This window comes from Streptomyces sp. BB1-1-1 (assembly GCF_031597775.1).
In the GTDB taxonomy this organism is placed as follows: Bacteria; Actinomycetota; Actinomycetes; order Streptomycetales; family Streptomycetaceae; genus Streptomyces; species Streptomyces thinghirensis.
Window position 1 is genome coordinate 849720 of sequence record NZ_CP134203.1, and the last position, 25485, is coordinate 875204.

At 67.6% G+C, this 25485-nt stretch carries 21 protein-coding genes and 1 pseudogene; 8 read left to right on the forward strand and 14 right to left on the reverse strand.

All coding sequences use genetic code 11. The features are described from left to right. Nucleotides 1-14: 14 nt before the first annotated feature. From RI578_RS03885 to RI578_RS03895, 4 genes and pseudogenes are all read left to right on the forward strand, one after another. Complete coding sequence (locus RI578_RS03885) at nucleotides 15-1268, forward strand: hypothetical protein (protein WP_310869726.1); 1254 nt, start codon at nucleotides 15-17, stop codon at nucleotides 1266-1268. A 61-nt stretch (nucleotides 1269-1329) separates the two neighbouring features. Beyond that, nucleotides 1330-1623 (forward strand): annotated as a pseudogene (locus RI578_RS42675) (MFS transporter); the annotation flags it as partial. Nucleotides 1624-1630: 7 nt separating this feature from the next. Continuing rightward, nucleotides 1631-2689, forward strand: a complete 1059-nt coding sequence (locus RI578_RS03890) for an MFS transporter (RefSeq protein WP_310869727.1) — start codon at nucleotides 1631-1633, stop codon at nucleotides 2687-2689. Continuing rightward, nucleotides 2686-3684 carry a sulfotransferase domain-containing protein gene (locus RI578_RS03895; protein WP_310869728.1) on the forward strand — a complete coding sequence of 333 codons (999 nt, stop codon included), beginning with the start codon at nucleotides 2686-2688 and terminating at the stop codon, nucleotides 3682-3684. The genes RI578_RS03890 and RI578_RS03895 overlap by 4 nt, the downstream gene beginning before the upstream one ends. Here the strand turns inward: RI578_RS03895 and dxr are convergent. From dxr to phnD, 8 genes are all read right to left on the reverse strand, one after another. Beyond that, nucleotides 3653-4927, reverse strand: a complete 1275-nt coding sequence (gene dxr / locus RI578_RS03900; RefSeq protein ID WP_310869729.1) for a 1-deoxy-D-xylulose-5-phosphate reductoisomerase — start codon at nucleotides 4925-4927, stop codon at nucleotides 3653-3655. The genes RI578_RS03895 and dxr overlap by 32 nt on opposite strands. Beyond that, complete coding sequence (locus RI578_RS03905) at nucleotides 4920-6011, reverse strand: 2-oxoacid:ferredoxin oxidoreductase subunit beta (RefSeq protein ID WP_310869730.1); 1092 nt, start codon at nucleotides 6009-6011, stop codon at nucleotides 4920-4922. Before RI578_RS03905 ends, dxr begins: the two co-directional genes overlap by 8 nt. Continuing rightward, nucleotides 6004-7896: a 2-oxoacid:acceptor oxidoreductase subunit alpha gene (locus RI578_RS03910; protein WP_310869731.1), complete on the reverse strand. Its 1893-nt coding sequence runs from the start codon at nucleotides 7894-7896 to the stop codon at nucleotides 6004-6006. Before RI578_RS03910 ends, RI578_RS03905 begins: the two co-directional genes overlap by 8 nt. Before the next feature lie 23 nt (nucleotides 7897-7919). Beyond that, nucleotides 7920-8573: a molecular chaperone TorD family protein gene (locus RI578_RS03915; protein WP_310869732.1), complete on the reverse strand. Its 654-nt coding sequence runs from the start codon at nucleotides 8571-8573 to the stop codon at nucleotides 7920-7922. Continuing rightward, a complete protein-coding gene (locus tag RI578_RS03920; protein WP_310869733.1) occupies nucleotides 8570-11119 on the reverse strand; it encodes a molybdopterin-dependent oxidoreductase in 2550 nt (849 codons plus the stop codon). Before RI578_RS03920 ends, RI578_RS03915 begins: the two co-directional genes overlap by 4 nt. Nucleotides 11120-11161: 42 nt before the next feature. Continuing rightward, nucleotides 11162-12058 carry an NrfD/PsrC family molybdoenzyme membrane anchor subunit gene (gene nrfD / locus RI578_RS03925; protein ID WP_310869734.1) on the reverse strand — a complete coding sequence of 299 codons (897 nt, stop codon included), beginning with the start codon at nucleotides 12056-12058 and terminating at the stop codon, nucleotides 11162-11164. Nucleotides 12059-12060: 2 nt separating this feature from the next. After that, a complete protein-coding gene (locus RI578_RS03930; RefSeq protein ID WP_399063020.1) occupies nucleotides 12061-12657 on the reverse strand; it encodes a 4Fe-4S dicluster domain-containing protein in 597 nt (198 codons plus the stop codon). A gap of 527 nt (nucleotides 12658-13184) precedes the next feature. Next, nucleotides 13185-14090 carry a phosphate/phosphite/phosphonate ABC transporter substrate-binding protein gene (phnD, locus tag RI578_RS03935; protein ID WP_310869736.1) on the reverse strand — a complete coding sequence of 302 codons (906 nt, stop codon included), beginning with the start codon at nucleotides 14088-14090 and terminating at the stop codon, nucleotides 13185-13187. Nucleotides 14091-14598: 508 nt separating this feature from the next. On the opposite strand from phnD, the gene RI578_RS03940 reads away from it, so the two are divergent. The 3 genes from RI578_RS03940 to RI578_RS03950 all read left to right on the forward strand — a co-directional run bounded on the left by RI578_RS03940 (nucleotide 14599) and on the right by RI578_RS03950 (nucleotide 17418). Further along, nucleotides 14599-15345 carry an ATP-binding cassette domain-containing protein gene (locus RI578_RS03940; protein WP_310869737.1) on the forward strand — a complete coding sequence of 249 codons (747 nt, stop codon included), beginning with the start codon at nucleotides 14599-14601 and terminating at the stop codon, nucleotides 15343-15345. Beyond that, nucleotides 15336-16214: a phosphonate ABC transporter, permease protein PhnE gene (gene phnE / locus RI578_RS03945; protein WP_310869738.1), complete on the forward strand. Its 879-nt coding sequence runs from the start codon at nucleotides 15336-15338 to the stop codon at nucleotides 16212-16214. Before RI578_RS03940 ends, phnE begins: the two co-directional genes overlap by 10 nt. 139 nt (nucleotides 16215-16353) lie before the next feature. Next, nucleotides 16354-17418: a UbiA family prenyltransferase gene (locus tag RI578_RS03950; RefSeq protein ID WP_310869739.1), complete on the forward strand. Its 1065-nt coding sequence runs from the start codon at nucleotides 16354-16356 to the stop codon at nucleotides 17416-17418. A gap of 60 nt (nucleotides 17419-17478) precedes the next feature. Here the strand turns inward: RI578_RS03950 and RI578_RS03955 are convergent, their stop codons facing one another. From RI578_RS03955 to dxs, 3 genes are all read right to left on the reverse strand, one after another. Next, nucleotides 17479-18480, reverse strand: a complete 1002-nt coding sequence (locus tag RI578_RS03955) for a 4-hydroxy-3-methylbut-2-enyl diphosphate reductase (protein ID WP_310869740.1) — start codon at nucleotides 18478-18480, stop codon at nucleotides 17479-17481. Beyond that, nucleotides 18461-19597, reverse strand: a complete 1137-nt coding sequence (ispG, locus tag RI578_RS03960; RefSeq protein WP_310875655.1) for a flavodoxin-dependent (E)-4-hydroxy-3-methylbut-2-enyl-diphosphate synthase — start codon at nucleotides 19595-19597, stop codon at nucleotides 18461-18463. Before ispG ends, RI578_RS03955 begins: the two co-directional genes overlap by 20 nt. A 94-nt stretch (nucleotides 19598-19691) precedes the next feature. Then, on the reverse strand, nucleotides 19692-21626 hold the full coding sequence (dxs, locus tag RI578_RS03965) for a 1-deoxy-D-xylulose-5-phosphate synthase (protein WP_310869741.1): 1935 nt from the start codon (nucleotides 21624-21626) through the stop codon (nucleotides 19692-19694). Nucleotides 21627-21861: 235 nt separating this feature from the next. On the opposite strand from dxs, the gene RI578_RS03970 reads away from it, so the two are divergent. Next, on the forward strand, nucleotides 21862-22746 hold the full coding sequence (locus RI578_RS03970) for a hypothetical protein (RefSeq protein WP_310869742.1): 885 nt from the start codon (nucleotides 21862-21864) through the stop codon (nucleotides 22744-22746). 99 nt (nucleotides 22747-22845) lie between these two features. Here the strand turns inward: RI578_RS03970 and fdxA are convergent, their stop codons facing one another. The 3 genes from fdxA to senA are packed head-to-tail and all read right to left on the reverse strand — an operon-like array spanning nucleotide 22846 to nucleotide 25477. Beyond that, complete coding sequence (gene fdxA / locus RI578_RS03975; protein ID WP_310869743.1) at nucleotides 22846-23172, reverse strand: ferredoxin; 327 nt, start codon at nucleotides 23170-23172, stop codon at nucleotides 22846-22848. A 32-nt stretch (nucleotides 23173-23204) separates the two neighbouring features. Continuing rightward, nucleotides 23205-24182 (reverse strand): selenoneine biosynthesis selenosugar synthase SenB, encoded by a 978-nt coding sequence (gene senB, locus RI578_RS03980; RefSeq protein WP_310869744.1) that lies wholly within the window; start codon nucleotides 24180-24182, stop codon nucleotides 23205-23207. Further along, the gene (gene senA / locus RI578_RS03985; protein WP_310869745.1) at nucleotides 24179-25477 is read right to left on the reverse strand and encodes a selenoneine synthase SenA; all 1299 of its coding nucleotides are present in this window, start codon (nucleotides 25475-25477) and stop codon (nucleotides 24179-24181) included. The genes senB and senA overlap by 4 nt, the downstream gene beginning before the upstream one ends. Between the last annotated feature and the right edge of the window lie 8 nt (nucleotides 25478-25485).

Here is a 25485-nt window from a genome sequence, read left to right on the forward strand (position 1 = left end):
GAGGGGTGGGGTGCGTGTCAGTGCTTCGGGATCAAGAGTTCTGCTTCGGCACGAAGGCAGAGACGCTGGCGCGCCTGTCGGGCCTTTTGAGGTCGGCCAAGGTGCTGCCATTGGAGTACTTCACGGTCAAACAGTGGCGCGATGCGCCCGAGCGGGTGTTGGCCCGTGTCCGCGGCAAGCCCTGGGCGAGGGGCCCTCTGGTCGTGCGCAGCAGCGTCTTGAGCGAGGACCGGGACGGGGCGTCCCAGGCCGGCCGGTTCGATTCGCGGCTCGATGTGAAAGGCGAGGCGGGACTGCGAGGCGCCGTGGACGCGGTGATCGACTCCTTCGGTGCCGCTGACGCTGAGGACCAGGTGTTGGTCCAGCCACTGTTATCGGGGGCTGTGGCCCGCGGAGTCGCTTCTTCCTGCGACCCCGGCACCGAGGCGCCGTACCGGCTGGTCAATTGGTCGGAAGGTTCTGACACCACGGTGGTCACCGCCGGCCAGCCGGACGTCAAGTCCTGGTACTTCCTGCCTTACCAGCACGGCTATGCTCCCTCTCCCTCCCTTCGCGGTCTGCCTGCTCTCGTCGAGGAACCCGAGGCGATACTCGGGGACGAAGCTCCCGGAGAAGGCCAGCCGTTCGAGTTCGAGTTCGGCGTGACCGACGGCGGATCTCTGATGCTGTTCCAGATGCGGGCCCTGGCGGCCAAACGCCGCTCGGTGCCCTGGCGGCGGCACCGAAACGCCGTCGCGGCGTGTCAGAAACGGTTTCGCGCGCTGAACCGGGAGCGGCCCCCTGCGCTGGGCGCCGAAACCGCACTGGGTGTCATGCCGGACTGGAATCCCGCTGAGATTCTGGGTGTGCGGCCCAGCCCCTTGGCGCTCTCCCTGTACCGCGAGTTGATCACGGACAGCGAGTGGGCAGAGGCACGACTGGCGTACGGTTACCGGGACTTGCGCGGGATGCCCTTACTGGTCGATCTGCAGGGCCTGCCCTACATCGACGTACGAGCCAGCTTCACCCAAACCCAACCTGAAACGCGTCTCGTCCGGTCGGTCCGGCACGACGAGCACCCTCACCGATCGGCTCTCGGCCCATCCGGCATTCGACCGCGTCATCTATCTCGAAGGCCTCCACACCGTTCGCCAAAGCCCCTCAGCACTATCTGGGCGCCTGGCGCTCCGTCAATGACGTCCGGGTGCAACTGGGCGAGGACGGGTTCTACCGATTCCTCGCCTACGTCAAAGAACGTCTGGACGGCGTGGAAGCCGTGGAGACCGTAGCCGGCCCTGGCTGCAGTGCGTACCGGATCAAGCAACGTGTCGTCGCGGGGGTGCGGAGTCGATGCCCATTACGGCTGGTTCGCGGGTCAGCGACGTGTCGCCAACGCGTCGGACAGCATTCCTGGCGATTCTGCTGACGGTGACCAACTTCCTGGTCGTCTTCGACGGGTTGGTCGTCACCGTGGCGCTTCCGACGATCCAGCACAGCTTTTCCCTGGCGCAGGCGGACGCCCAGTGGGCGTTGACCGCCTATTCCCTCCCCCTGGGCGGGCTGCTCCTGCTCGGGGGCCGGCTTGGCGACCGTTTCGGTCGGCGTCGCGTGCTGACCACGGGTCTGACACTGTTCGCTGCGGGTCTGCTGCTTGCCCCTCCCCTCGCCCGCCCAGCGCACCCGCTTGTTCGCGGCGGTCGCGGTGGCCGGGGGCCTGGGCGCGGCGGGTGGTGCGGTGATCGGCGGAGTGGTGACCCAAGGGCTCGGATGGCGGTATGTGTTCCTGTTGTCCGCGCCCGTCGCTCTGCTGGCCGCTGTCGCAGTGCCCGTGCTGCTGGCGGGGACAAAGCCCGAAGCAGGTCCCCGTTCCCTCGATGTGCCGGGGGCAGCGCTGTCAACCGCCGGGCTCATGCTCCTTGTACTCTCCATCACCAGCACGGAGAGCCGGGGCCTGCTCTCGCCTTTCACGGTAACGGCCCTCGGCCTGTCCGTTCTTTGCCTGGCAGGCTTCCTTTTCCGGGAACGCAGGGCGAGAGAACCGCTGTTGCGGCTCGACATGCTACGCATTCACTCGCTGCGTACTGCGGTGCTCACCATGCCTGCGAACGAGTTCGCCTACCAAGGAAGCATCTTCGTCGGGCTGCTCTTCCTCCAGCAGGTGCTCGGCTACAGCGCCTTGATCGCGGGATTGGCATTCTGCCCCCTCGGCCTCGTCGTGCTGTCCGGGTCAGCCCTGGCCGACCGGCTACTACGCCGCATCCCGTGGACTCAGGTGGCGGCAGCAGCGCAACTGGTCAGCGCCGGCGGCCTTCTGTTTCTGTCCTTCGCTTCGGCCGACAGTAGGTACTTCCCGCACATTCTGCCCGGCTTCCTCGCCCTGGGACTGGGCACAGTTCTGGGAGCCGTCGCCTTCAACGTGGCAGCCGGGAAGGACGTAGCCCCCGGCGACAAGGGAGCCGGCTACGGAGCATTCGAAACCGCGAAATACACGGCCGGCGCTTTCGCCATCGCCGGCCTGAACACGGTGGCCGTCGCCCGGAGCGATGCCATTGCTTCCGACAACCACACATCTGCTCTTGCGTCCGGCTACCAGATGGCCTTTCTGGTAGCCGCGGCAGTATCCGTACTGGGGGGAATTCTCGTCCTCCTCCTGGGCGACCGAGCGGCCACAGGCCAGGAACTCCATCGGCACTCGAAGGAGAAACCGTGAGCGAGAAGATCCACTACCTTCTCCATGGCATACAGGACAGGTACAACGCGCTGTACCAGGAGAACATCGACAAGTTGGGGAACCAAGACGTACTGGTCGCCAGCATCGGCGGCTCGGGGCAGTCCTTCCTGGGAAACATTCTGCTGGAACTGGGACTGAATTATGCGGACGCATACACTGAGGTGCTGAACCCAGATGGTACGAACACTCCCGAGCCTGCGTACGCCGACTACCGCAGCCGTCTGGCAGCCACCGCGAAACGCGACGGCCACACCAGCGTCCCGAAACGCAGGTGGCCACGCTTCGTGAAAACCCACCTCACCCCGGAATTCTTCACCGAACGGCCGTTGCTGGGCGCGTGGATACTGGTCCGGGACCCACGCGACGCCCTGTTCTCCTGGTACAACTTCCGCATCCACTTCGCCAAGGACCCCCTGGACATCCGGGCGGGATCTTTCGAGCGATGGCTTGACCAGCCGGGCCCGAACGGAGTGAGCCGCCTTGAGGACTGGGGGAATTTCTACGATCAGTGGACCGAGGCGCGAGGGGGTTTTGAGCGGACTACAGTGACAACCTTCGAAGATCTCAAAAAGGCACCAGTCTCATCCATGCGTGCCGCCCTCGAGGAACTGGGTGTCGAGGTGCCCGAACCAGATCTTCCCCGAGCCGTCGAAAACAGCAGCTTCACTGCGATGCGGAGCGGGACCGCCAATGAGTGGAAATCGTGGATGACGCCCTCGCTGCGGACCAAATTCTCCGCCATGCCTATGTCCGGCGCGGCCCGCCGGTACGGCTATCGAACAGACGCCCCTGCGCATCGGGCTCACAACGCACCTGGCCGCCCAACGCCCGTAAGGGACCGTGAAGGACGGACGCAGGACATCCGGCCAGCACCCGTCGCCGCGGCAACGGCGTCCTCTCGCTCCGCCGCGGGCGCTTCCGTCCCGCTCGGGAGTTCGGTCATCACTCGCGCCTCTCCCGGGCGAGCGCGGTGACAGGGCCAGGGCCCCGCATGACCGCGATCCGTGAACGCGCGCGTCGCCGTGCCCACACCTCCGCCTCGAGCACGTCCTCCAGGGTCAGGGTCTCTCCGCTCCGGGGCGTTGCGTGTTCCGCCACGATCTCCGCAACGGTCTCCACAATGCCGTTGAACGGCAGCCTTCCTTGAAGGAAGGACGAGACGCATTCCTCGTTGGCCGCGTTGAAGACCGCGGGCGCGGTCCCGCCCGACTCCCCTACTTGCCGGGCGAGCTGCACGGCCGGGAACGCCTCGTGGTCGAGTCGGAAGAACTCCCAGGCTGTCGCGGAGGACCAGTCGATGACCGGAGCCGCCCCCGGGACCCGTTCAGGCCAGCCGATGCCGATTCCGATGGGGCCCCGCATATCCGGTGGAGACGCCTGGGCCAGGGTCGAGCCGTCCTTGAACTCCACCATCGAGTGCACGTACGACTGAGGATGGACAACGACCTCGATGTCCTGGAACGGAATGTCGTAGAGAAGGTGGGCCTCGATCACCTCGATGCCCTTGTTCACGAGCGTGGCACTGTTGACCGTGATGACCGGACCCATGGCCCAGGTGGGGTGAGCCAGCGTCTGCTCCGGAGTGACATGGGCCAGCTCCTTCTTCGAACGGCCCCGGAAGGGCCCACCGGAGGCGGTCAGCACCAGCCTGCGCACATCGGAACGCGCCCCGGCCCTCAGTGCCTGGAACAGCGCGGCATGCTCGGAGTCGACCGGAATGACCTGCCCCGGCTTCGCCAGGGCCTTCACCAGCGGCCCGCCCACGATCAAGGACTCCTTGTTGGCCAGTGCGAGAGTTCGCCCCGCATCCAGTGCCGCAAGCGTCGGCCCGAGCCCTATGGAACCGCTGATGCCGTTCAGTACCGTGTGGCAGCGTGAAGCTGCCAGCTCACTCGCCGCATGTGGCCCGGCGAGGATTTCGGGTAGGGGCTCCGATCCGTACGCCGCCCGCAGTGCGTCACGGAGTCGGCCTGCTGTGTTCTGCCGGGCCACGGCGATCGCGTCCACACGGAGCAGCCTCGCCTGTTGGGCCAGCAATTCGACCTGTCCACCCGCTGCCGACAGTGCCGTCACCCGAAATCGCTCGGGATGGGAGAGGACCAAATCGACTGCCTGGGTGCCGATGGACCCCGTTGAACCAAGGATCACTAGGTCTCGGCGGCCCTCGCCTGGGTCGAAGAGCGTGTGCGGGTCGGACAACGGCGCCGCCTCAGCCATCGAGTCGCCCCTTGCATCGAGCCGGCCGCCTCGGCGTGACCGCCACGGTCCAGGTGTCGCCGCCGGCCAGCAGGGTGGCCAGGTCGCCCTTGCCGTTCTGCTCGATGGCCGCGTCGAGCTGCTCGGACATCCGCTCGTCGTAGACCGGCCGCTCGACCGAGCGCAGCACGCCGATCGGCGTGTGGTGCAGGGTGTCGGGGTCGGCGAGGCGCGACAGCGCGAACGCGGTGGTCGGGGACGCCGCGTGGGCGTCGTGGACCAGCACGTCCGACTCGTTCTCCGAGGTCACGGTGACCACCTCCAGGTCGCCGGTCACCGGATCGCGGACGACGCCCCGGGCGAGGCCCGCGCCGAAGCGGATCGGCTGCGCGTGCTCGAGCCGGATCACCGCCTCCTCCGCCGAGTCCTTGTCCTTCAGGGCATCGAAGGCGCCGTCGTTGAAGATGTTGCAGTTCTGGTAGATCTCGATCAGTGCCGTGCCCGGGTGGGCGGCGGCCTGGCGCAGCACCTCCGTCAGATGCTTGCGGTCGGAGTCGATCGTGCGGGCCACGAAGGTCGCCTCCGCGCCGAGCGCCAGCGACACCGGGTTGAAGGGCGCGTCCAGCGAGCCCATCGGCGTCGACTTGGTGATCTTCCCGACCTCGGAGGTGGGGGAGTACTGGCCCTTGGTCAGGCCGTAGATCCGGTTGTTGAACAGTAGGATCTTGAGGTTCACATTGCGGCGGAGGGCGTGGATGAGGTGATTGCCGCCGATGGACAGCGCGTCACCGTCACCGGTGACCACCCACACACTCAGGTCCCGTCTGCTGGACGCGAGGCCCGCGGCGATGGCGGGGGCGCGGCCGTGGATGGAGTGCATGCCGTACGTGTTCATGTAGTACGGGAAGCGGGATGAACAGCCGATGCCGGAGACGAAGACGATGTTCTCGCGGGCCAGGCCCAGCTCCGGCATGAAGCCCTGGACCGCGGCGAGAATCGCGTAGTCACCACAGCCGGGGCACCAGCGCACTTCCTGATCGGACTTGAAGTCCTTCATGGACTGCTTGGCCTCGGCTTTGGGGACCAGCTTCAGTGCCTCAGTCATCGATGGCCTCCTTCAGGGCCTTGGCGAGCTGCTCCGCTTTGAACGGCATGCCGTTGACCTGGTTGTACGAGCGCGCGTCCACGAGGTACCGGGCCCGGACCAGACCGGCGAGGTGGCCGAGGTTCATCTCAGGGACCACGACCCGGTCATAGCGTCCGAGGGCCTCACCGAGGTTCTTCGGGAAGGGGTTGAGGTGGCGCAGATGGGCCTGCGCGATCTCCTGCCCGGCCGCGCGCAGCCGCCGCACCGCCGCGGTGATCGGTCCGTACGTCGATCCCCAGCCCAGCACCAGCGTCCGCGCGCCGGCCGGGTCGTCGACCTCCACGTCCGGCACCTCGATGCCGTCGACCTTGGCCTGCCGGGTGCGGACCATGAAGTCGTGGTTGGCCGGGTCGTAGGAGATGTTCCCGGTGCCGTCCTGCTTCTCGATGCCGCCGATCCGGTGCTCCAGACCCGGCGTGCCCGGCACCGCCCAGGGGCGGGCCAGCGTCTGCGGGTCCCGCTTGTACGGCCAGAACACCTCCGAACCGTCCTTGAGGGTGTGGTTCGGGCCCTGCGCAAACCGCACGGCGAGGTCGGGCAGCTCGTCCAGCTCCGGGATCCGCCACGGCTCGGAGCCGTTGGCGAGATAGCCGTCGGAGAGCAGGAACACCGGCGTGCGGTAAGTCAGCGCGATCCGGGCCGCCTCCAGGGCCGCGTCGAAGCAGTCCGCCGGGGTTCGCGGCGCGACCACCGGCACCGGCGCCTCGCCGTTCCGGCCGTACATCGCCTGGAGCAGGTCGGCCTGCTCGGTCTTGGTCGGCAGGCCCGTCGACGGCCCGCCGCGCTGGATGTCCACCACCAGCAGCGGCAGCTCCAGCGACACCGCCAGCCCGATGGTCTCCGACTTCAGCGCCACACCGGGGCCGCTCGTCGTCGTCACCGCCAGGGAGCCCCCGAAGGCCGCGCCCAGCGCCGCGCCGATGCCCGCGATCTCGTCCTCGGCCTGAAAGGTGCGCACCCCGAAGTTCTTCTGCTTCGACAGCTCGTGCAGGATGTCGGAGGCCGGGGTGATCGGGTACGAGCCCAGGAACAGCGGCAGATCCGCCTGGCGGGAGGCGGTCAGCAGACCGTACGCCAAGGCGACGTTCCCGGAGATGTTGCGGTAGGTCCCGGCGCGGAAGGCCTGAGCTGCCGGCGCCACCTCGTAGGACACCGCGAAGTCCTCGGTCGTCTCGCCGAAGTTCCAGCCCGCGCGGAACGCGGCGATGTTGGCCTCCGCGATCTGCGGCTTCTTCGCGAACTTCGACTTCAGGAACTTCTCCGTGCCCTCCGTCGGCCGGTGGTACATCCACGACAAGAGGCCGAGCGCGAACATGTTCTTGCTGCGCTCGGCCTCCTTGCGGGTGAGGTCGAAGTCCTTCAGGGCCCCCACCGTCAGTGTCGTCAGGGGGACGGGGTGGAGGTGGTAGTCGTCGAGCGAACCGTCCTGCAGCGGGTCGGTCTCGTAGCCGACCTTCTGCATCGCCCGTTCGGTGAACTCGTCCGTGTTGACGATGATCTCCGCGCCGCGCGGCAGATCTCCCACATTCGCCTTCAGCGCGGCCGGATTCATCGCCACCAACACGTTCGGCGCGTCACCCGGCGTGAGGATGTCGTGGTCGGCGAAGTGCAGCTGGAAGCTCGACACACCGGGCAGGGTGCCGGCGGGGGCCCGGATCTCGGCGGGGAAGTTCGGCAGCGTCGACAGGTCGTTGCCGAAGAACGCCGTCTCCGACGTGAAGCGGTCACCGGTGAGCTGCATACCGTCGCCCGAGTCCCCCGCGAACCTGATGATCACCCGGTCGACACACCGGACGTCCTTTCTGGATGATTGTTCCGCACTGTCTGGTCGAGAAGACGGCATGACAATCTCACCTCTGCATGAGATCAGAAGGCTACGTAGGACGGCGCGGAGGCCGGCCAGTCCGCGGCTTCTTCCAGCACCTTGCGTGCCAGGTGGGCAACGGTCGTGTAGGGGGCGTATCGGGCGGCGTTCTCCAGGCGGCCCAGGTAGTCGCAAGCCCAGGGCAGGATGTGCCGATGGAGCAGATCGTGGGCGGCCGCCCAGGCCTCGGCGCGGGCCTGCTCGCCGGTCACGGCGCCGGCCGCCATCTGCAGCAAATGAGCCAGCACCGCCAGCTCCACCGCGAGATGGTCCTTGTCGAGGATGGCGTCCTGAGCGTGCAGAGCCGCCCGCAGGGCGTGTCTGCTCATGAACGCCTCGATGTCGTGCGCCGCGCGCCCACCCGCCTTGATCTCGCCGAGCTGTTCGGAGGCGTACGGCGGGCAGACCGGTCGGGGACCGACGAACAGCCTGCAGAACTCCACGGCCAGTTCCTCGAGCGCCTCGGTCTCGGTACGCAGGGCCAGGACCGGGTCGCTCAGCGGGGCGTCACCGGGATCCATGCGCCGGTCCGAGTCCTGCATCTGCCGGTACAACTGGGCGTCGATCTCCCGGCAGAGAACTCTCACCGCCAATTGGAGCACGGCGGTGTACACCCTCACGTGCTCGGCGCTCACAGCCAGTGCTGGCTTCATCATCGCTCGATCCTCCGGATCCGCACGACGGTGTCGTGGTAGGCCTGGCCACCGGCGGTCGGGTCGGGATAGACCGGGAGCAGGTCGTTCTGCGGAACGCTGATGGCTCCCTCCCACCACAACCGGTCGAGGTCCGCGTCCGCGATCTTCGCGAAGCCCGGGTTGTCCTGCTGGTCCTTTCCATTGGTGGCGTAGGCGCCGCCCACCTCGCGGCCGGCGTTGTGCGCGATGGCCACCACAAGGGGATGGACCCCTTCGGTCAGCCGGACTCTGGTCTGCAGGGTGCCGACCTTGCTGCCGTCGCCGCGCGGGACGTCCGCGTCCTCGGGCCGGAAACTCTCCACCTCGATCCAGTCGCCGTCGCGAATGCCGAGTCTCTCCGCCGAACGGCGGTTCATCAGGGCGGGGTTGGTGTGCGAGATCTCCTGGAGCCATTTGGACTGCATGGTCCGATGCGCGTTGTGCACGTTGATCTTGAAACTGGTCATGACGAAGTGGTCGTCGGGGAACTCGCGTTGGTGGCTGGGAATGGGCTCGTAGACCGGCAGTGGTTCGATCCTGCGGTCGACTTCTCTGCCCTTGTCGACAATGAAGTCGCTGCGGATCTCGACCTTCCGGGACGGGGTGAGGAAGCCTCTGCGGGCGACTCCTTGGACCATGACGCCGATGGCCATCGGAGCGCCGTCTTCATCAGTCCCCTTATAGAGGATGCCCGTTCTCGGGTCCTCTCGGGCACCCTCGAGTTCCTCGGGGGTGAGCCGTTTCATGTGCGGCTCGTAGAAGGGCTTCTTCGTCGGGTCCAGCCAGATGCCCTTGGCCCGCATCGTGGCGAAGCCGCCCGGGATCGGCTTGAAGTACTCCTCGAAGTAGCTCTCGACGGTCTTCCACGGAAAGTACTTCTCCATCCCTCCCCCGATACGACGGGCAAGTTCCGGGAAGATCTCGCGGATGTCCTTGGACTCGCCGCGGGGCGGCACCACAGGCTGACGCAGCCCGACGTAGTCGACCAGTCCCTGTGGTGGCCGGGCGTCGATGTCCCATCGTTCCAGGTAGGTGGCCCACGGCAGGATGATGTCCGCCAGATGCCCGGTGTCGGTATACATCACATCGATGCAGACGTGAAAGGGGATGAGTTCTTCGTCCGCCAGGACGGAGCGGACGAGCTGGGATTCGGGGAACGACCACGCGGTGTCGGCGTTGTAGGTCATCAGGGCGGAGACCTTCTGTCTGCGCTCCTTGATCCAGGGATAGACGATCTGGCCCACCTTCATCTTCTTGCCGTTGAAGGCGTTGGCCAGCGGCCAGTCCTTGGCCTCGACGATGACACTCTTGGCCGTGGGCTTGTCCGGTACTGGCCCCGGCTCAGGCAGCAGGTCCTTGTCCCACGCGGACTTGGGATGCCAGCACCAACCACCCGGCTTGCCCATATTTCCGACCAGGGCGTTGAGCATGGTGATGGCCCGGTCGTTGTAGTAGCCGTTGCGATGCGCCTGCGAACCGCGGTTGCAGATCGTGGTGCACTGGGGAGCCGCAGCGGCGAACTCCCGGGCGATCCGTCTGATGTCCGCGGCCGGCACCCCGCTCTCCCGCTCCGCGAACTCGGGCGTGTAGGCGCTGACGTGCTCGGCGATTTTCTCAGCCGGAGGGTTCGACCATGTGTCCAGCCACTTGCGGTCCCACAGACCCTCGCTGCAGATGACATGCGCCATGGCCAGCGCGATCAGCCCATCGGTACCGGGCTTGACACAGAACCATTCGTCCGACAGAGCGGCCGTGTTGGACAGTCGAGTCTCGAAGGTTACGAGCTTCGCGCCCTTCTGCCGGGCCCGCATCATGCGGATGGCAACGGGGATATGGCCTTGGTGGGCCTCGGCCCAGTTCGACCCGAAGTTCAGGACGAACTGGCTGTTCTCGAAGTCGCCGAGGTCCCAGTCCGATTCGCCGATTGTAGTGACGATCGCCGCCCGGCGATTCGACGAGCACAGGGCACGATGGTTGAAGTGGGAGGGGGTTCCATAAGCGTTCAGGAACCGGGCCACGATGTCGGTGGACCGGTTGCGTCCCTGCTGGAAGGCGAACTCCTCGGGTTTCCCTCGCTCGCGGATCTCCCTCAGCCGATCGGCGATCTCGGCGTACGCCTCGTCCCAGGTGATCCGCCGCCACTTGCCCGAGCCGCGTTCGCCGACTCGCCGCAGCGGATACAGCAGCCGGTAGGGATCGTAGAGGACCGACGGTCCCGCGACTCCCTTGGCGCAGACAGAGCCCTGACTGTTGGGATCCTCGAAGTTGCCGGTGACCTTCAGCAGCCGGCCGCCTGCGACATGCCCGATGATGCCGCACGCTGTCGTGCACATCTGGCACATGGAGGCGACGGTGCGCACCTTCCGCTCGTCAGTCGCGGGGACCGCTGCCGAGCCCGGCTCACGGATGATCGCCACTGCCCCGAGTCCACCCAGGGCCAAGCCGGCCGCCGCACTCAGCCGCAGCAGGTCCCGCCGGTCCAGTTCCCAGGAAGCCTCAGACGTCGATGATGTGTCCGGTGTCTCCATGTCGGCGGATCCTGTTTCGGTTGTCACGATGTCCCCCCGTGGCTAGGCCGTGAAAACGAGAAAGCGCGCGAGGCAGGAGCCGACCAGGACGGCGACGGCGCCGAGCATTCGGGCCACCCGCCTACGTCGCGCCAGGAGCAGTACCAGGACAGGCACGGCGAGGCCGATGCCGAGGACACCGCCGTAGAACAGAAGCATCCAATCCCCGCGCAGGACGGCATCGAGTGACTCACGTGCCGGTCCAACGGGTTCCGACACCGCGGTGAACACCATCGCGGCGCCGAAGGTCATCAGGAGCAGCAGCATCATGCTTCGGCGTCCGGCGTCCTGGTTGCCCCGCGGTTCGATGCCCGTGGCGATGAGCTCGACGACGGCGTAGCCCGTCAGCAGCGACGTGACGAGGAACAGCAGAGCGGAGCCGCTCGTACCGGCCAGCGGGGAGACCCACGTTCTTGCCAGCACGGCCACCGGGTAGATCGCCAGCGCGATACTGCTGGCCACGAGCAGCCATGTCACCGCCCGTTCCAGCTGCCGAGTCGCACCTCGCGCCGGAAGTGGCGCGGCGGCACCCGCGGAGGCAGCGCGCCTGCGCGACAGCATGTAAAGAGCCACACCCAGAAGGAAGACCTTCAAGGCGATGATCTTCGCACCGAGCGAGATCGGGGAGTCCCAGTTGCCGAACTCCGTGAGCATCAGGGTGAACCGTTCGGGCCGGCCGAGGTCGATCGTCAGCAGCGCCCCGGCGGCGGCGAGCAGGCCGAGGCTTGCCCAGCCCGCCCGCCAGTCCAACGTCAGCGCCGCGGTCGGACAGCGCTGGCGATGCCACCACACCGCCAGCGTGAGCCCACTGGGCACACCGATCATCGCGAAGTACACCGCGAGCAGCCCTCCCCAGGGGGAGTCCGCCATCGGCGCCACCTGTGCCAGCTGCGTCGGCATTCTCACCGTCCCTCGAGGTCCGCACCCGAGTCGACCTGGACTCCGTCGACCGCGATCAGCGGCAGTGCCCGGCGCGGGTCCACGTAGAACACCTTGGGGCGCGTGTTCGCCTCGGGCTTCCACACGTCCAGCTCGTGCTGCCGGGCCTTGGCGGAGATCTCGCTGTCCGGGTCGTCCAGATCACCGAAGATCCGGCAGCCGGTCGGGCAGGCCTCCACACAGGCCGGCTGGCCGCCCTGCGACGTGCGATGCTCACAAAAGGTGCACTTGCTCGCGGTCTTGGTCTGAGGGTCTTCGTAAATGGCGTCGTACGGGCATGCCGCCATGCAGAAGCGGTTGAGGTTGCAGTCGCCTTCCTCGATCACCACCTCGCCGTTCGGCTTGCGGGTGATCGCGTCCGTCGGACAGGCGTTGAGACAGGGCGCGTCCTCGCACTGGTTGCACAGCACCGGGATGAAGTGACGCGTCGCCTTCGGGTACTCGCCTTCCTCGACGTACTTGACGGTGTCCCGGAACACCCCCAGCGGGACGTCGAACTCGTTCTTGCAGGCCACCGAACATGCGTGACAGCCGATACAGGTGTTCAGATCAATGATCATTCCGAAACGGGCCACAGGGGGCACCTCCAGGCCAGCACACAGGACAGCCAGACGAAGTATTCTGCTTGTCTAGAACTTTTTGGATGATAGGACCTCTTGGGCGATCGCGACAGCCCCTTCTGATCACAACAGAGCGGAACCCGCTGCGGCCAACTGCGATCGGTCCTTCACCAGATCGACCTCCGTTCTTCGTACGGAAGCAGGGAAAGACGCCGATCGCGGTCGGCCGCCACAGCATGAATCCGGGGCCCGGGATAATCAGGAGCGATCTTCGCCGCTCGCCCACTTGGGAGGAACTTCCTTGGGCATTCTGGACAGTCCGCGCGCGACATCACTGCGCAGCGCCTGCTCCATATCGGCCGGTGGTGGCGAAGCATTCGGGTCCGAGAAAATGCACAATTACGCCTTCCTGCGGGTAAGCCGCACATGGCACGACGCGGCGGGAGCTGTTCTGTGCGGTTGCGGGGCGGGCGCCGGAACGGACCGTGGCCGGGACTGGCGCGGCCAGCCCAGCGGTCCGGCCGCGTCTAGCCCGTGACCAGTCCGAGCTTCTCCGCCCTGGCTCGGACGTCCGCATAGTCGGCGGAGGTGACCGCGGCGTACTTGTGGGCCCTCATCAGGTCGAGGAGCTCCGGGTCGGACATCGACTCGAAGGCCGCCCGGATCTGCCCCATGGCCTTCTCGCCCAGGGCGCTGCGCGCGACCCAGGGGTAGCCCATGACACGGCGGGACTCCACGACGCGCAGCGCCTCCCCGGCCACCGAACCGTCCGCCTCCAGTCGGCGCAGAATGCGAAGTTCGAGTCCGCCGGCGTCGGCGCTGCCGTTCGCGACCGCCTGGGCCACGGCGTCGTGCCCACCGGCGAAGGTGACCCTCGACAGCGGAGCACACGAGGTCAGGGACCGGTCGTCACAGTCGGCGCCGGCGTCGACGAGCATCATCCGGGGGTAGAGACTGCCCGAGGTCGAGCTGATGTCGCCGAAGGCGAAGGACGCCTTGCTGTCGAGCAAGTCCTTGACGGACCGGGCATCGGAGTCCTGCTTGACGACGATGGCCGACTCGTATTCCCGGGTGCCGGTGTCCTTGTCCACCTCCGTCACCAGCGGGGTGAGGTCCACCTGCCGTTCCGCCTGCACGTAGGTGAGCCCGCCCACGTAGGCGATGTCCACATGCTTCGAGGCCAGGGCCTCGACGACGCCGGCGTAGTCACTCGCGACGAACAGCTCGACCTTGACGTCCAGCCGGTCGGAAAGGTAGCCGGCGAACGGTTCGTACTGGGCTTTCTGCTTGTCCGGGGAGACATTGGGAATGATCCCCACGCGGAGGGTCTTCGGTACTCCCATTGCGTTCTTCGGCGCATCGTCGGCCGATGAACAGGCACTCAGCGTTGCGGAAATGAGCAGGACGAGGAGCCCCGCCATGAGTCGCTTCATCGTTCGTCTCCGCTTTCAAGGCGGAACCCAAACGGGATGTTACTGGCAGCTCAAAGGAGGGCAAACGCCGAATGGCGCACCCCCCAAGGACCAGGCGATTCTTGCCCCCGTTACGGATCCCTTCACATGGATTGGATCTCCCTAGCCAGCGGCTGGAGCCTAGCAGTGGGTTCAGGCCGCGAGAAGACCGTGTTTTGATCAACTTTTGGGTTACACGGCAGATACAGTGCCGCCGTCGACCGACCCCATCTCGGAGTCAGCAATTCCGTTTTCCGCCCCACCTGAGCATGTCTACCCGCGTCCCAAAGCTCCTTTACTCTCGTTATCTTTAGATGATAGGTTCCAGCCCTCCCTGGTCAGCACCCGCACAGCGATCTGCCCGCACCCACAGAGGGACAGGGATGAGCACTCCTGTACAGCGGCTGCTTCAGCCTGCTCGCACTGCCTCGACCGCTGATCGGTGCGGTCGTCCGGATTCTGCCGACGCGCCCATGGAGGCTTGAGCCACGTGGACATCGTGCTGCGCAACATCGTCATCGAATTTGATCAACCCAGAACCCGCGTCCTGGACGATGTCGACCTCGTCATCGAGGAAGGCGAGCGGGTAGCCCTGCTCGGGCCCTCCGGGTCTGGCAAGACCAGCCTGCTGCGGTTATTTCTCGGCGCCGTCCGCCCCGCCGCCGGCGACGTGCGCCTTGGCGGGCGGAATCCTTTCGGCACAGTGGACGAGGTCTCCTGGCTGCGTCGGCGCACCGGATGCGTCCGGCAGCGTGACGACCTGGTATCCGGGATCAGTGGACGCACCAACGCGCTGATGGCGACGACTCCCGCATGGCGGCTCGGTGACTGGCTGTCCGTCATGAGGGGCAGAACGCCCAGACGGTACAACGAGGATCTGGCGACGCTGGCCGAACGCTACGGCATCACCTCCTGCCTCACCTCACAGGTGAAGAACCTCTCCGGCGGGCAGCGGCAGCGAGTGGCCTTGGTGAGGGCACTGATGAACCACCCGTCCCTCCTGCTCGCCGACGAACCGACCTCCGGGCTGGACCCCAGAAACACGTCGATCGTGATCGACGGCATCCTCGAAGGCTCTCGCACCGTAGTGATGGCGACCCATGACCTCGCCGTGGCCAAACGCTTAGACCGTGTCGTCGCCCTGCGCGAAGGGCGTGTCACCTACGACGGCCCGCCTCCCGGCCAGGACGTTCTCGACCGGATCTACGCCGCCGCCGAGGAACCCGCATGCGCCTGAACCTTCACGTACTCACCAGCCCTCCGCCACCCCGTCCCCCGAGTGACCGGAAGACGGACCTCCACCCGGAGCTCTCCTCCGAGGAACGGCCCCCAGGCAGACGCCTTCTGCGCTGGACACTTGTCGCCGCCACCGTGCTCCTCATCGCCTGGTCAGTGCACGGCACCGACGTCGGAGTGAGTTCGCTCGTCGCGGGCCGGGAGGGGGCCGGCCGGCTGCTGAACGGTCTCTTTCCTCCCGACTTCAGCACCGATCTGCTGTCGGCAGTTCTGACAGCAACGCTGGAGACACTTCAGATCTCGATCACCGCGCTCTGCCTGGGCGCCGTGATGGGTCTGCCCCTCGCCGCGCTCATCGCGGGCAATGTCGGGGCTCCGCGCTGGTGCGTCAGTGGCGCGCGTGTCGTGGCCGCGTTCCTGCGGGGCGTACCCGAACTGCTGTGGGCGCTGCTGTTCGTGGCGACGGTCGGCCTAGGGCCGGCCGCCGGCGTGTACGCGGTGGCGCTGCACGCCGCAGGGCTGCTCGCCAAGCTGTGTTCGGAGCAGATGGAGGCGGTCGACCCCGCGCCCGTGGAGGCCATGCGCCTGACCGGCGCCTCTCGAACTGCCACCATGCTGCTCGCGATCCTTCCGCAGAGCCGCAGCGGGATCATCTCGCTGCTGCTCTACCAGTGGGAGTGCAACATCCGCAGCTCGACCGTGGTCGGATTCGTCGGTGCGGGCGGCATCGGACAGGCCCTCGGAATCTCCCTCTCGCTGTTCCGCTACGAGGAACTCGCCACGCTGCTCATCGCCGTGCTGCTCCTGATCCTGGTTGTCGACCGCATCTCCCGGCTGCTGCGCAAGCCCCTCGGGGCCGCGACACGTTGAGCCCGCGGCCACACCCACCTCATCGCTTCGCCCCGGCTCCTCGCGCCGTTCCGGGCCCCGCACACGGCGGCACCGGCCCGAACGAACGGCCAGGCGGCCTTCCCGACTGCTCGGTCCTGGTAGAGAAGGGCTCCAACGCATGACACAGGCGAACCCACCCCTCCGGTCGAACATCGTGCGCGGTGGCCCGCCCGCCGGACCGTTCGGTCTCAAGGAGCGGCTTCTCGCCCACATCGAGATCTGGCGACTCGATCTGTTCTCCTACGCGGGGCTCGTGGGCGTGGCAGGCGCGCTGTTCGGTTCGGACGACCCTGCCCTGTGGCGGATCGTCGGTGCCTGGCTGGCGCCCACCTTCGGCTGGCTCGCCGCGATGTACGGGGGCGACTACTTCGACCGCGACCTCGACGCGACGTCCAAGCCCCAGCGTCCCGTGCCGTCGGGGCGGGTGACCGCGCGCGGCGCGTTCCTCGGCATGGTGATCAACGTGCTGCTCGGGCTGGTCGTCGCCGCGGTCCTCAACCCCCTGAACGTCGTCGTCGTCTTCGTCACGCTGGGGCTCGGTGTCGCCTACAACGCCAGCCTCAAGTCCCACGGCGTGCTGGGGAACGTCAGCCGTGGGGGCGTGACCGCGATGGCCTTCGTGATGGGCACCCTGGCCACCGACCCGGATCTGCAACCTGAGCTTCTGCCGCTGGCTCTGATCTTCTGGCTCCACGACTCGGGGTCCAATGTCGTGGGCGCGATCTGCGACCGCGAGGGCGACCGCGAGGGCGGGTACGGGACATTCCCCGTACGCCACGGGGACACAGCTTCGCTGTGGCTGATGCTGAGCTTCGACGTCGCGTGGGTGAGCCTGGCGATCTGGTATCCACTGACCCTCGACGACGTCTTCTCCCCCACGTACGCGGGCTTCCTCGCCGTCGCCGTGGTCATGGCGGTGGTCTCCGCGGGCATGCTCTTCCGCAGTCCGCGTCCCATACCCCGCCTGATCGGCCTGCGCGCGCACGAGGTCCTGGTCATCGAGCGGCTGGTCCTGACCGCGGGCCTGGTGGCCACGGTGACGTCCGCCGTCGTCGGAGTGCTGGTGTTCCTGCCTTCGGCGGCCGCGGCCCTGGTCGCCTCCGTGGCCATCATGCGCAGGAGCTACGAACCCTCCCGGCACGGCTGGCGCAAGAAGGCCGGCGGCCACTCCCGGGTTCTCTGATCGACCAAAGGCAAAGGCGCGGTGGCCGTGACGGCCACCGCGCCCTTGCCTTTCCTTCTTCTATCCCTTTCCTTCTTTCCCCGGGGCGAGGGAAAGCTGTCGGAGTTCCCGCGGAAGGGCGAAGCGCATGCTCTCCGTCACGGGCTCGATCACCTCCATGTCCCGGTATCCCCGTGCCGCGAGCCAGGCCAGGACGTCCTGCACCAGTTCTTCGGGAACGGAGGCGCCGCTGGTGACGCCTACCGTGGTGACACCGGCCAGCCAGGACTCGTCGATGTCCCTGGCGTAGTCGACCAGATGGGCGTCCGCCGCGCCGTACTCCAGGGCGACCTCGACGAGACGTACGGAGTTGGAGGAATTGGCCGAGCCCACCACGATCACCAGCTGGGACTGTGCGGCCATCTCCTTCACGGCGACCTGCCGGTTCTGTGTCGCATAGCAGATGTCGTCGGACGGAGGATCGACCAGACGCGGGAACCGGGCACGCAGCGCTTCGACCGTGGCCATCGTCTCGTCGACCGACAGCGTGGTCTGGGACAGCCACGCCACGCGCTCGGGATCGCGTACCTGCACATCGGCCGCGCCCTGCGGGCCGTCGACCAGGTGGACGTGGTCGGGTGCTTCGCCCGCCGTTCCGATCACCTCCTCGTGGCCCTCGTGGCCGATCAGGAGGATGTCGTAGTCGGCCTTGGCGAAGTTGACCGCCTCGCGGTGCACTTTCGTCACGAGTGGACAGGTCGCGTCGATCGTTCTCAGGTCCAGTGCCTGGGCCTCCTCGTGGACGACCGGGGCCACACCGTGTGCGGAGAAGACCACCACCGCACCCGGCGGGACCTCCTCCGTTTCCTCGACGAAGACGGCCCCGCGCTCCTCGAGCGTCTTCACGACGTGCACGTTGTGCACGATCTGCTTGCGCACGTACACCGGGGCGCCGAATCGATCCAGCGCGACCTCGACCGTCTTGACGGCCCGGTCCACGCCGGCGCAGTATCCGCGCGGCTGAGCGAGCAGCACACGCCGTTCCGCGGACGGCTCGGCGTTCTCAGGCGGTGGGGGTGTCACCCGCACTCCCTTCCAGCGGGTCGATGCCCAACTCCTCGGCGATGCGCATCGCTTCCTCGATGAGGGTCTCCACGATCTGTGACTCGGGGACGGTCTTGACGACCTGTCCCTTGACGAAGATCTGCCCCTTGCCGTTGCCGGAGGCGACGCCCAGGTCGGCCTCACGGGCCTCGCCGGGTCCGTTCACCACGCAGCCCATGACGGCGACGCGCAGGGGGACGGGGAATCCTTCCAGTGCCGCTGTCACCTCGTCGGCGAGCTTGTACACATCGACCTGTGCTCGACCGCACGACGGGCAGGAGACCACTTCCAGCCCCCGCTCCCGCAGGCCGAGCGACTCCAGGATCTGAGTGCCGACCTTGACCTCCTCGACCGGCGGCGCCGACAGCGAGACCCGGATCGTGTCTCCTATCCCCTCGCTCAGCAGGGCTCCAAAGGCGACGGCGGACTTGACGGTGCCCTGGAAGGCCGGGCCCGCCTCGGTAACGCCGAGGTGGAGGGGGTAGTCGCACTGCTCGGCGAGCCGGCGATAGGCCTCGATCATCACGACCGGGTCGTTGTGCTTGACGGAGATCTTGATGTCCCGGAAGTCGTGCTCCTCGAAGAGGGACGCCTCCCACAGGGCGCTCTCCACCAGTGCCTCGGGAGTCGCCTTGCCGTACTTCTGCAGCAGACGCTTGTCGAGGGAGCCGGCGTTGACGCCGATACGGATCGGGGTGCCGTGGTCCTTGGCGGCCCGCGCGATCTCCTTGACCTGGTCGTCGAACCTCTTGATGTTGCCCGGGTTGACACGAACCGCGGCGCAGCCCGCCTCGATCGCCGCGAAGACATAGCGTGGTTGGAAGTGGATGTCGGCGATGACTGGGATCTGCGATTTGCGCGCGATGGTGGGCAGAGCGTCGGCGTCGTCCTGCGAAGGGACTGCCACCCGCACGATCTGGCAGCCGGACGCGGTCAGCTCCGCGATCTGTTGCAGGGTGGCGTTGACATCCGAGGTCAGAGTGGTGGTCATCGACTGGACCGAGATCGGGGCGTCGCCGCCGACCGCCACGGAACCGACATGGATCCGTCGGGACTTGCGGCGCTCGGCCACGGCTCGCGGTCGCGTCCGGGGCATACCGAGGGCGACGCTCACGGGGCGCCTCCCACCGGGTTGCCCACCGTCCGGGCGCCGCGGGTGGTCGGGGTGGTTGACATGGTCCGCAATCCCCTCATGCGTGGAGTGAGGCCGACCGGCCGTCGTCGGTGGCTGTCATCGGCCCGTGGACGAGTCGGGTGATCTCCTGGGCGATGCCCTGCGGGGTGAGCCCGGCGTCGCCGAGGATCTCCTCCCGCTTGGCGTGGTCGAGGAAGGTCTGCGGCAGGCCGAAGGTCACGACCGGCGTGGTGATCTCGGCATCGCGCAGCATCCGTGCGACGGCGTCGCCGACCCCTCCCACACGTCCGTTGTCCTCGACAGTGGCGACCAGCCGGTGGCGGCGCGCGGCTCCGAGGAGCTCGGTGTCGAGCGGCTTGGCCCAACGGGGGTCAACGACCGTCACGCCCAGTCCGTGCGCGGCGACCAGTGAAGCGGCCTCCACACACGGCCCGGCCATGGCGCCCACGGCGACGATGAGAACGTCTTCGGGCCCGCCCGCCACTCGGCTCAGCCCCGGCTTGCGGAGGAGTACGTCCATCTCACCCATCCGGTCGATGGCCTCCGTGTCTGCCCCCACCGAGCCCTTGGGAAAGCGCACGACCGTCGGGCCGTCGTCGACCGCCACTGCCTCGCGCATCAGTTGCCGCAGCCGCCCGGCGTCGCGGGGGGCGGCGATACGCAGACCGGGAACGACCTGGAGGATGGACAGGTCCCACATGCCGTTGTGGCTCGGCCCGTCGCTGCCGGTGACCCCTGCGCGGTCCAGGACAAAGGTGACGGGCAGCCGGTGCAGGGCGACGTCCATCAGCACCTGGTCGAAGGCGCGGTTCAGGAACGTCGCGTACATGGCCACCACCGGGTGCAGTCCACCGACGGCCAGACCGGCGGCCGAGGTCGCGGCGTGCTGTTCTGCGATCCCCACGTCGAAGACCCGGTCGGGGTAGGCGTCGGCGAAGCGGGCCAGACCGGTCGGATGGAGCATGGCCGCTGTGATCGCGACGAGGTCGGACCGTTCGGCGCCCAGACGCACCATCTCCGTGCCGAACACCTCGGTCCACGAGGTGGAGGCGCCGGCGAGGGTCGTGCCCGTGGCGGGATCGAAGGCGCCGGGGCCGTGGAAGCAGTCCTCGGCGTTGCTCTCGGCCGGCCGGTAGCCGCAGCCCTTCTTCGTCACGCAGTGGACGATCACGGGGGCGCCGAAGTCCCGGGCGCTGCGCAGTGCCTCCTCGAGAAGATGGACGTCGTGTCCGTCGATGGGCCCGACGTACTTCAGTCCGAGGTCCTCGAACATGGCTTGCGGGGTGAACGCGTCCTTCAGCCCCTTCTTGAGCGCGTGCAGTGCTTCGTACACGGCGGAGCCGGCCACCGGAGCGCGCGGCATGACGCGCTTGACGATGCCCATGGCGTTCTCGTAGCCGGGGTCCAGCCGGAGCTGGGCGAGGTGGCTGGCGAAGCCGCCGATGGTGGGTGAGTAGGAGCGGCCGTTGTCGTTGACCACGATGACGACCGGCCGCTTCTCACCGGCGGCGATGTTGTTCAGAGCTTCCCAGGCCATGCCGCCGGTGAGGGCGCCGTCGCCCACGAGGGCGACCACCTTGCCGTCCGTGCCCCGCAGCGCGTTCGCCTTGGCCAGTCCGTCGGCGTACGACAGGGCGGTGGAGGCATGGGAGTTCTCGATGATGTCGTGCTCGGACTCCGCTCTGCTCGGGTAGCCGGACAGGCCCCCGCGCTGCCGCAGCAGCCGGAATCCTTCCTGGCGTCCCGTCAGAAGCTTGTGCACGTATGCCTGGTGACCGGTGTCGAACAACAGCCGGTCCCTGGGGGATTCGAAGACCCGGTGCAGAGCGATGGTGAGCTCGACGACACCGAGATTCGGCCCTATGTGCCCGCCCGTTCTCGATACCGCGTCCACTAGAAATTCACGAATTTCCGCCGCGAGGTCCGGCAACTCTTCAGGGCCCAACGCGCGTACGTCGGCCGGGCATCGAATCTTTTCCAGTAGGCCCATATGCGCTTTCCCCTCTGCAGAGACGATGTACCCCACGGTAGGGAGAACGTCTGGCGGGTGGCCAGTGCTGTCCAGCAGAGCGGAACAGTTCTGGTCGGGTGGCGCGACGGCTCGTAGGCTGATCGTTCGCACTCGATTCACGCTCGCCTGTAGTCGATAAACGGGGTGACGTCTCGTGTCCGACGGAATACTTGATCTCGGTGCCGAGCAATTGCCGGAGCTGCGAGGAAGGGAGTTGACGACCTCGGTCCGTGCCGCGTCGGGACGGACCTTGCTGGTGCGGGCGCCGGCGGACGGCACCTTCGCCGGACGAGCCCATGCCCTCCAGCTCGCTCGCGCCTTCGGTGCGGACGTGCTGGTGCTCGACTCCATCCAGGGAGTGTGGGACGGCGACACCTGGAACTTCCCCGTACTCGGCCGCTACACGGATCTGCACGCGGTCGCCCGGGACTTGGGCCGACCGGTCTGCGTGGTGCTGCGCACCGGTGACGTACCGGTGCCGGGTCGCGCGACGCCTTGGAACGCCCAGCGGCTGGCCGATCAGGGCGCGGCGGCGATCTGGGTCACGGACGACGCGGCAGCTTCGGCCTCGTACACCGATCTCGCGCGGGATGTCGCCAGGATCCGATCCCTGATCGGTCCCGAGGTGTCTCTCTGGGCAGGCCGTGCGCCCGAGGACGGACCGTTCGGCGCTCGCACTGGAGCGGCGGGCCCGATGCGGCTGGTCGAAGCGGGGGCCGACATGGTCTTCCTGGCGGCTCCGGGCCTCGGCTCAGGGACGGGGACGGCTGCGGTGGAATCGGCCGTGCGAGCCGCCCGCATGCTGCAACATGCCGGCGCGCTGGTCGCCGTAACGGGTCGCGCGGAATCGGAGCCGGCGGGCACCCCTGGCATCACGGATGCGGTGCGGGCCGCGCGGGTGATGGGTGTGGACGCACATCTGCTGGGTTCCGGGCCGCTCGGCCCTCATCTCGACCCCGAACTTCTCTACCACTACTCGCTGGAGGTGAGGGGGCGGGAGTTCACCTGGCGGCGCATGGCGGAAGCCGGCTCGAGGAACGCCGCCGCGCACCGGCCGCGTAGGTACGAGCCCGTGCTGCGTCTTCCGTCGGCCGGTTGACACGGCTGCGGCCCCGCTCGCCACGCAGTCGGCTGCCGGTTCACGCCAAAGGGAGCATGGACCCGGCAGCCGACTGCCTCTGGTCTCGGGCGGGCGTCCTCAGCCAGTGCCGGCCTGCAGTGGCAGGCCGTCGATCAGTGGGTGGTCGTGCTCCACGAGGCCGACCTTGCCGGCGCCTCCCGGCGAGCCCAGCTCCGAGAAGAATTCCGCGTTCGCCCGGCGGTGGTCCTCCCACTCCTCCGGCAGGTCGTCCTCGAAGAAGATGGCCTCGACCGGGCAAACCGGTTCGCATGCTCCGCAGTCGACGCATTCGTCCGGATGGACATACAGGGCCCGCGAGCCTTCGTAAATGCAGTCGACCGGGCACTCTTCGATGCAGGCCTTGTCCTTCACGTCGACGCACGGCTGCGCAATGACGTAGGTCATTCACGCTCCTCTTCCTCAATACCTCCTCGGCGCTACGCCGAGATGCGCCGGGCTGATGTGGTGACGCCGAGCGTGTCCAGAAGCCGGCGGAATGCCTCTCTTTCAAGCGCGGGATCCACCTGCCCGGCCAATTGCTCGCAGTGCTCGGTCAGTTTCCGCAGATAGCCGGTCTCGTCGCGCTCTGCGGCGTAAAGCGCGTCGGTGAGCGCCCGGGTGTCCTCCGCGGGGAAATAGCCGGGGTAGTCCTCGCCGAGGAGACCGATGGATCCTTCGATCGCCGATGAGATCACAGGCACCCGGGCGGCCAGCGCCTCGGAGACGACGTTGGCACCGCCCTCGTGCAGGGATGTGAGGACCAGCAGGCGGCTGCGCGCCAGGATCGCCAGCGCCTCTTCGCGGGACACCGCGCCACGCCAGTCGTAGCGCGGGTTGACCGCCGATTCCGCGGCCAGTTCCACGGACAGCGATTCGTCTCGGTCCTCCCCCACGTGGGTGACCCGAATCCTGGAGTCGGCGGGCAGCAGCCGTACAGCTCCGGCGAGCCGCATCGGGTCCTTGACGGGCCGGACGTGGGTCAGGAACGCCACCTCGAAGCAGTCCTCCCGCTGCGGACACGGCGGAACGGGAGGGAGGGACTGCACGATGACGTCGGCGCGCTTGGCGAGGTCCGGAGGCAGTTGGGCAAGGCCTCGGCGCTGGAGCACGATGAACCGATCCGCCATGGCCAGGATCTCGGGGTCCACTCCCGAGTCCTGAAGACTGGGGTACAGGTCGGTTCCCGTGAGGGCGATCACCACGGGGGCGCCGAAGCGGTCGGCCCGGAAGGCACGTATGGCGTCCGCGCTCTTGCGGGCGTGGAGAGCGAGCAGGGCGTCATACCGGCCCGGCCGGTACTCCTGCGCGATCTCCACGCGATGGCCGAGGTCGCGCAGGATCCCGGCCCATCGGCGTGCCGTCACCCCGTTGCCGTGCGTACTGTCGACCGCCGTCGGCGTGACGAGGAGGATCATGCGTCGACCGCGCAGGTACGGAAGCCGCCGAGCACGTCCCGCCGGTCCGGAGTGAAGTAGTTGCGCATGGTCGAACGGACGTAGCGACCGCGTGTAGCCCACGATCCGCCGCGCAGCACCCTACGGCTGCCGAAGAACTGCTCGGAGTTGTCGGCGTAGGAGTCCCGTTCGAAGTTGGGATAGGCGGCGAAGTCGCTCGCGGTCCACTCCCAGACGTTGCCGATCATCTGACGACATCCGAATGGACTGTCGCCGGCCTCGCAGGCGGCCACATCGGAGGGACCGCCGCCGCGCCAGTCCGTCGTGGCGTTCTTCGCATCGGAGGCGTGGTCACCCCAGGGGTAGCAGCTCTTCGGCGCGTCGCCTCCTGACGCCGCGAACTCCCACTCCGCCTCGGTGGGCAGGCGCCGCCCCGCCCATCGCGCGTAGGCGTCGGCCTCCCACCAGCAGACGTGATGTACGGGGAGGTGCGGTTCGAGGTCGAACCATGTGTCGAAGTGCCGGCGCTGGAAGCCTTCGTCCGGGCTGCCGCGCCAGTACAGGGGGTGCTCGGCTCCGGTTGCCGCGAGCCAGGCGCCCTGGTCGGCCCAGAGCCGGGGGTCCGTGTATCCGCCGTCCGCGACGAAGGCCGCGAACTCGGCCTGCGTCACCGGGGCCTTGGCGATGGTGAACGGCGCGACGCGCGTCAGGTGACCCCACTTCTCGTTGTCGTAGACGAAGGGGTCCCGGCGCAGGGCGCCGAGCAGGAACTGCCCTCCCCCGACCGACACGTCCCCGGTCCACGGCCCGGAGCTCGCGCCGTGCGAGGGTTCGGCGTCGGTGAGCCCCGGCAGTGCGGGCGGCGCGTAGCCGAGGGCCTGACGCGTGTACGTGAAGGCCTCGGTGTGGGTGTCGTAGTGGTGGACCGTGTAGCGCGCGAAGTGGCGCACCACGTCGGTGGCGTCCGGGCGGGCAACCTCCTCGGCGACACGTTCGGCCACGGTGCGCATGTAGGCGATGGTCTCCTCGCGCGAGGGCAGGTCGAGTCGCCAGCGGGTGTCGTGCGGGATGGCACCGGAGTCGTAGATCGAGTCGGCGTAGGAGAGGACGGGGTCCTGTCCGCACGCGCCGCGCAGGACGAACTTCTCCTGGAACCAGGCCTGGTGGCCGATCTCCCACAGCATGGGGTTCACCATGGGCAGCAGGGGGCCGAGCAGCTGGCTGTCGTCGAGGTCCGCGACGAGCTGAATCGCGCGTTCAGTACCGTCGAGGACCCACTCGGCGAGTTCATCGGGTGCGGGTGCGTTGGCTTCCATATCAGCTC

Excerpts from the sequence above, each read along its gene's own strand:
- dxr (WP_310869729.1), bottom strand. The coding sequence starts at position 4,927 with ATGGCTGAGGCGGCGCCGTTGTCCGACCCGCACACGCTCTTCGACCCA.
- RI578_RS03905 (WP_310869730.1), bottom strand. The coding sequence starts at position 6,011 with ATGACTGAGGCACTGAAGCTGGTCCCCAAAGCCGAGGCCAAGCAGTCC.
- RI578_RS03910 (WP_310869731.1), bottom strand. The coding sequence starts at position 7,896 with ATGCCGTCTTCTCGACCAGACAGTGCGGAACAATCATCCAGAAAGGAC.
- RI578_RS03915 (WP_310869732.1), bottom strand. The coding sequence starts at position 8,573 with ATGATGAAGCCAGCACTGGCTGTGAGCGCCGAGCACGTGAGGGTGTAC.
- RI578_RS03920 (WP_310869733.1), bottom strand. The coding sequence starts at position 11,119 with ATGGAGACACCGGACACATCATCGACGTCTGAGGCTTCCTGGGAACTG.
- nrfD (WP_310869734.1), bottom strand. The coding sequence starts at position 12,058 with ATGCCGACGCAGCTGGCACAGGTGGCGCCGATGGCGGACTCCCCCTGG.
- RI578_RS03930 (WP_399063020.1), bottom strand. The coding sequence starts at position 12,657 with ATGATCATTGATCTGAACACCTGTATCGGCTGTCACGCATGTTCGGTG.
- phnD (WP_310869736.1), bottom strand. The coding sequence starts at position 14,090 with ATGAAGCGACTCATGGCGGGGCTCCTCGTCCTGCTCATTTCCGCAACG.
- phnE (WP_310869738.1), top strand. The coding sequence starts at position 15,336 with ATGCGCCTGAACCTTCACGTACTCACCAGCCCTCCGCCACCCCGTCCC.
- RI578_RS03950 (WP_310869739.1), top strand. The coding sequence starts at position 16,354 with ATGACACAGGCGAACCCACCCCTCCGGTCGAACATCGTGCGCGGTGGC.
- ispG (WP_310875655.1), bottom strand. The coding sequence starts at position 19,597 with ATGCCCCGGACGCGACCGCGAGCCGTGGCCGAGCGCCGCAAGTCCCGA.
- dxs (WP_310869741.1), bottom strand. The coding sequence starts at position 21,626 with ATGGGCCTACTGGAAAAGATTCGATGCCCGGCCGACGTACGCGCGTTG.
- fdxA (WP_310869743.1), bottom strand. The coding sequence starts at position 23,172 with ATGACCTACGTCATTGCGCAGCCGTGCGTCGACGTGAAGGACAAGGCC.
- senB (WP_310869744.1), bottom strand. The coding sequence starts at position 24,182 with ATGATCCTCCTCGTCACGCCGACGGCGGTCGACAGTACGCACGGCAAC.
- senA (WP_310869745.1), bottom strand. The coding sequence starts at position 25,477 with ATGGAAGCCAACGCACCCGCACCCGATGAACTCGCCGAGTGGGTCCTC.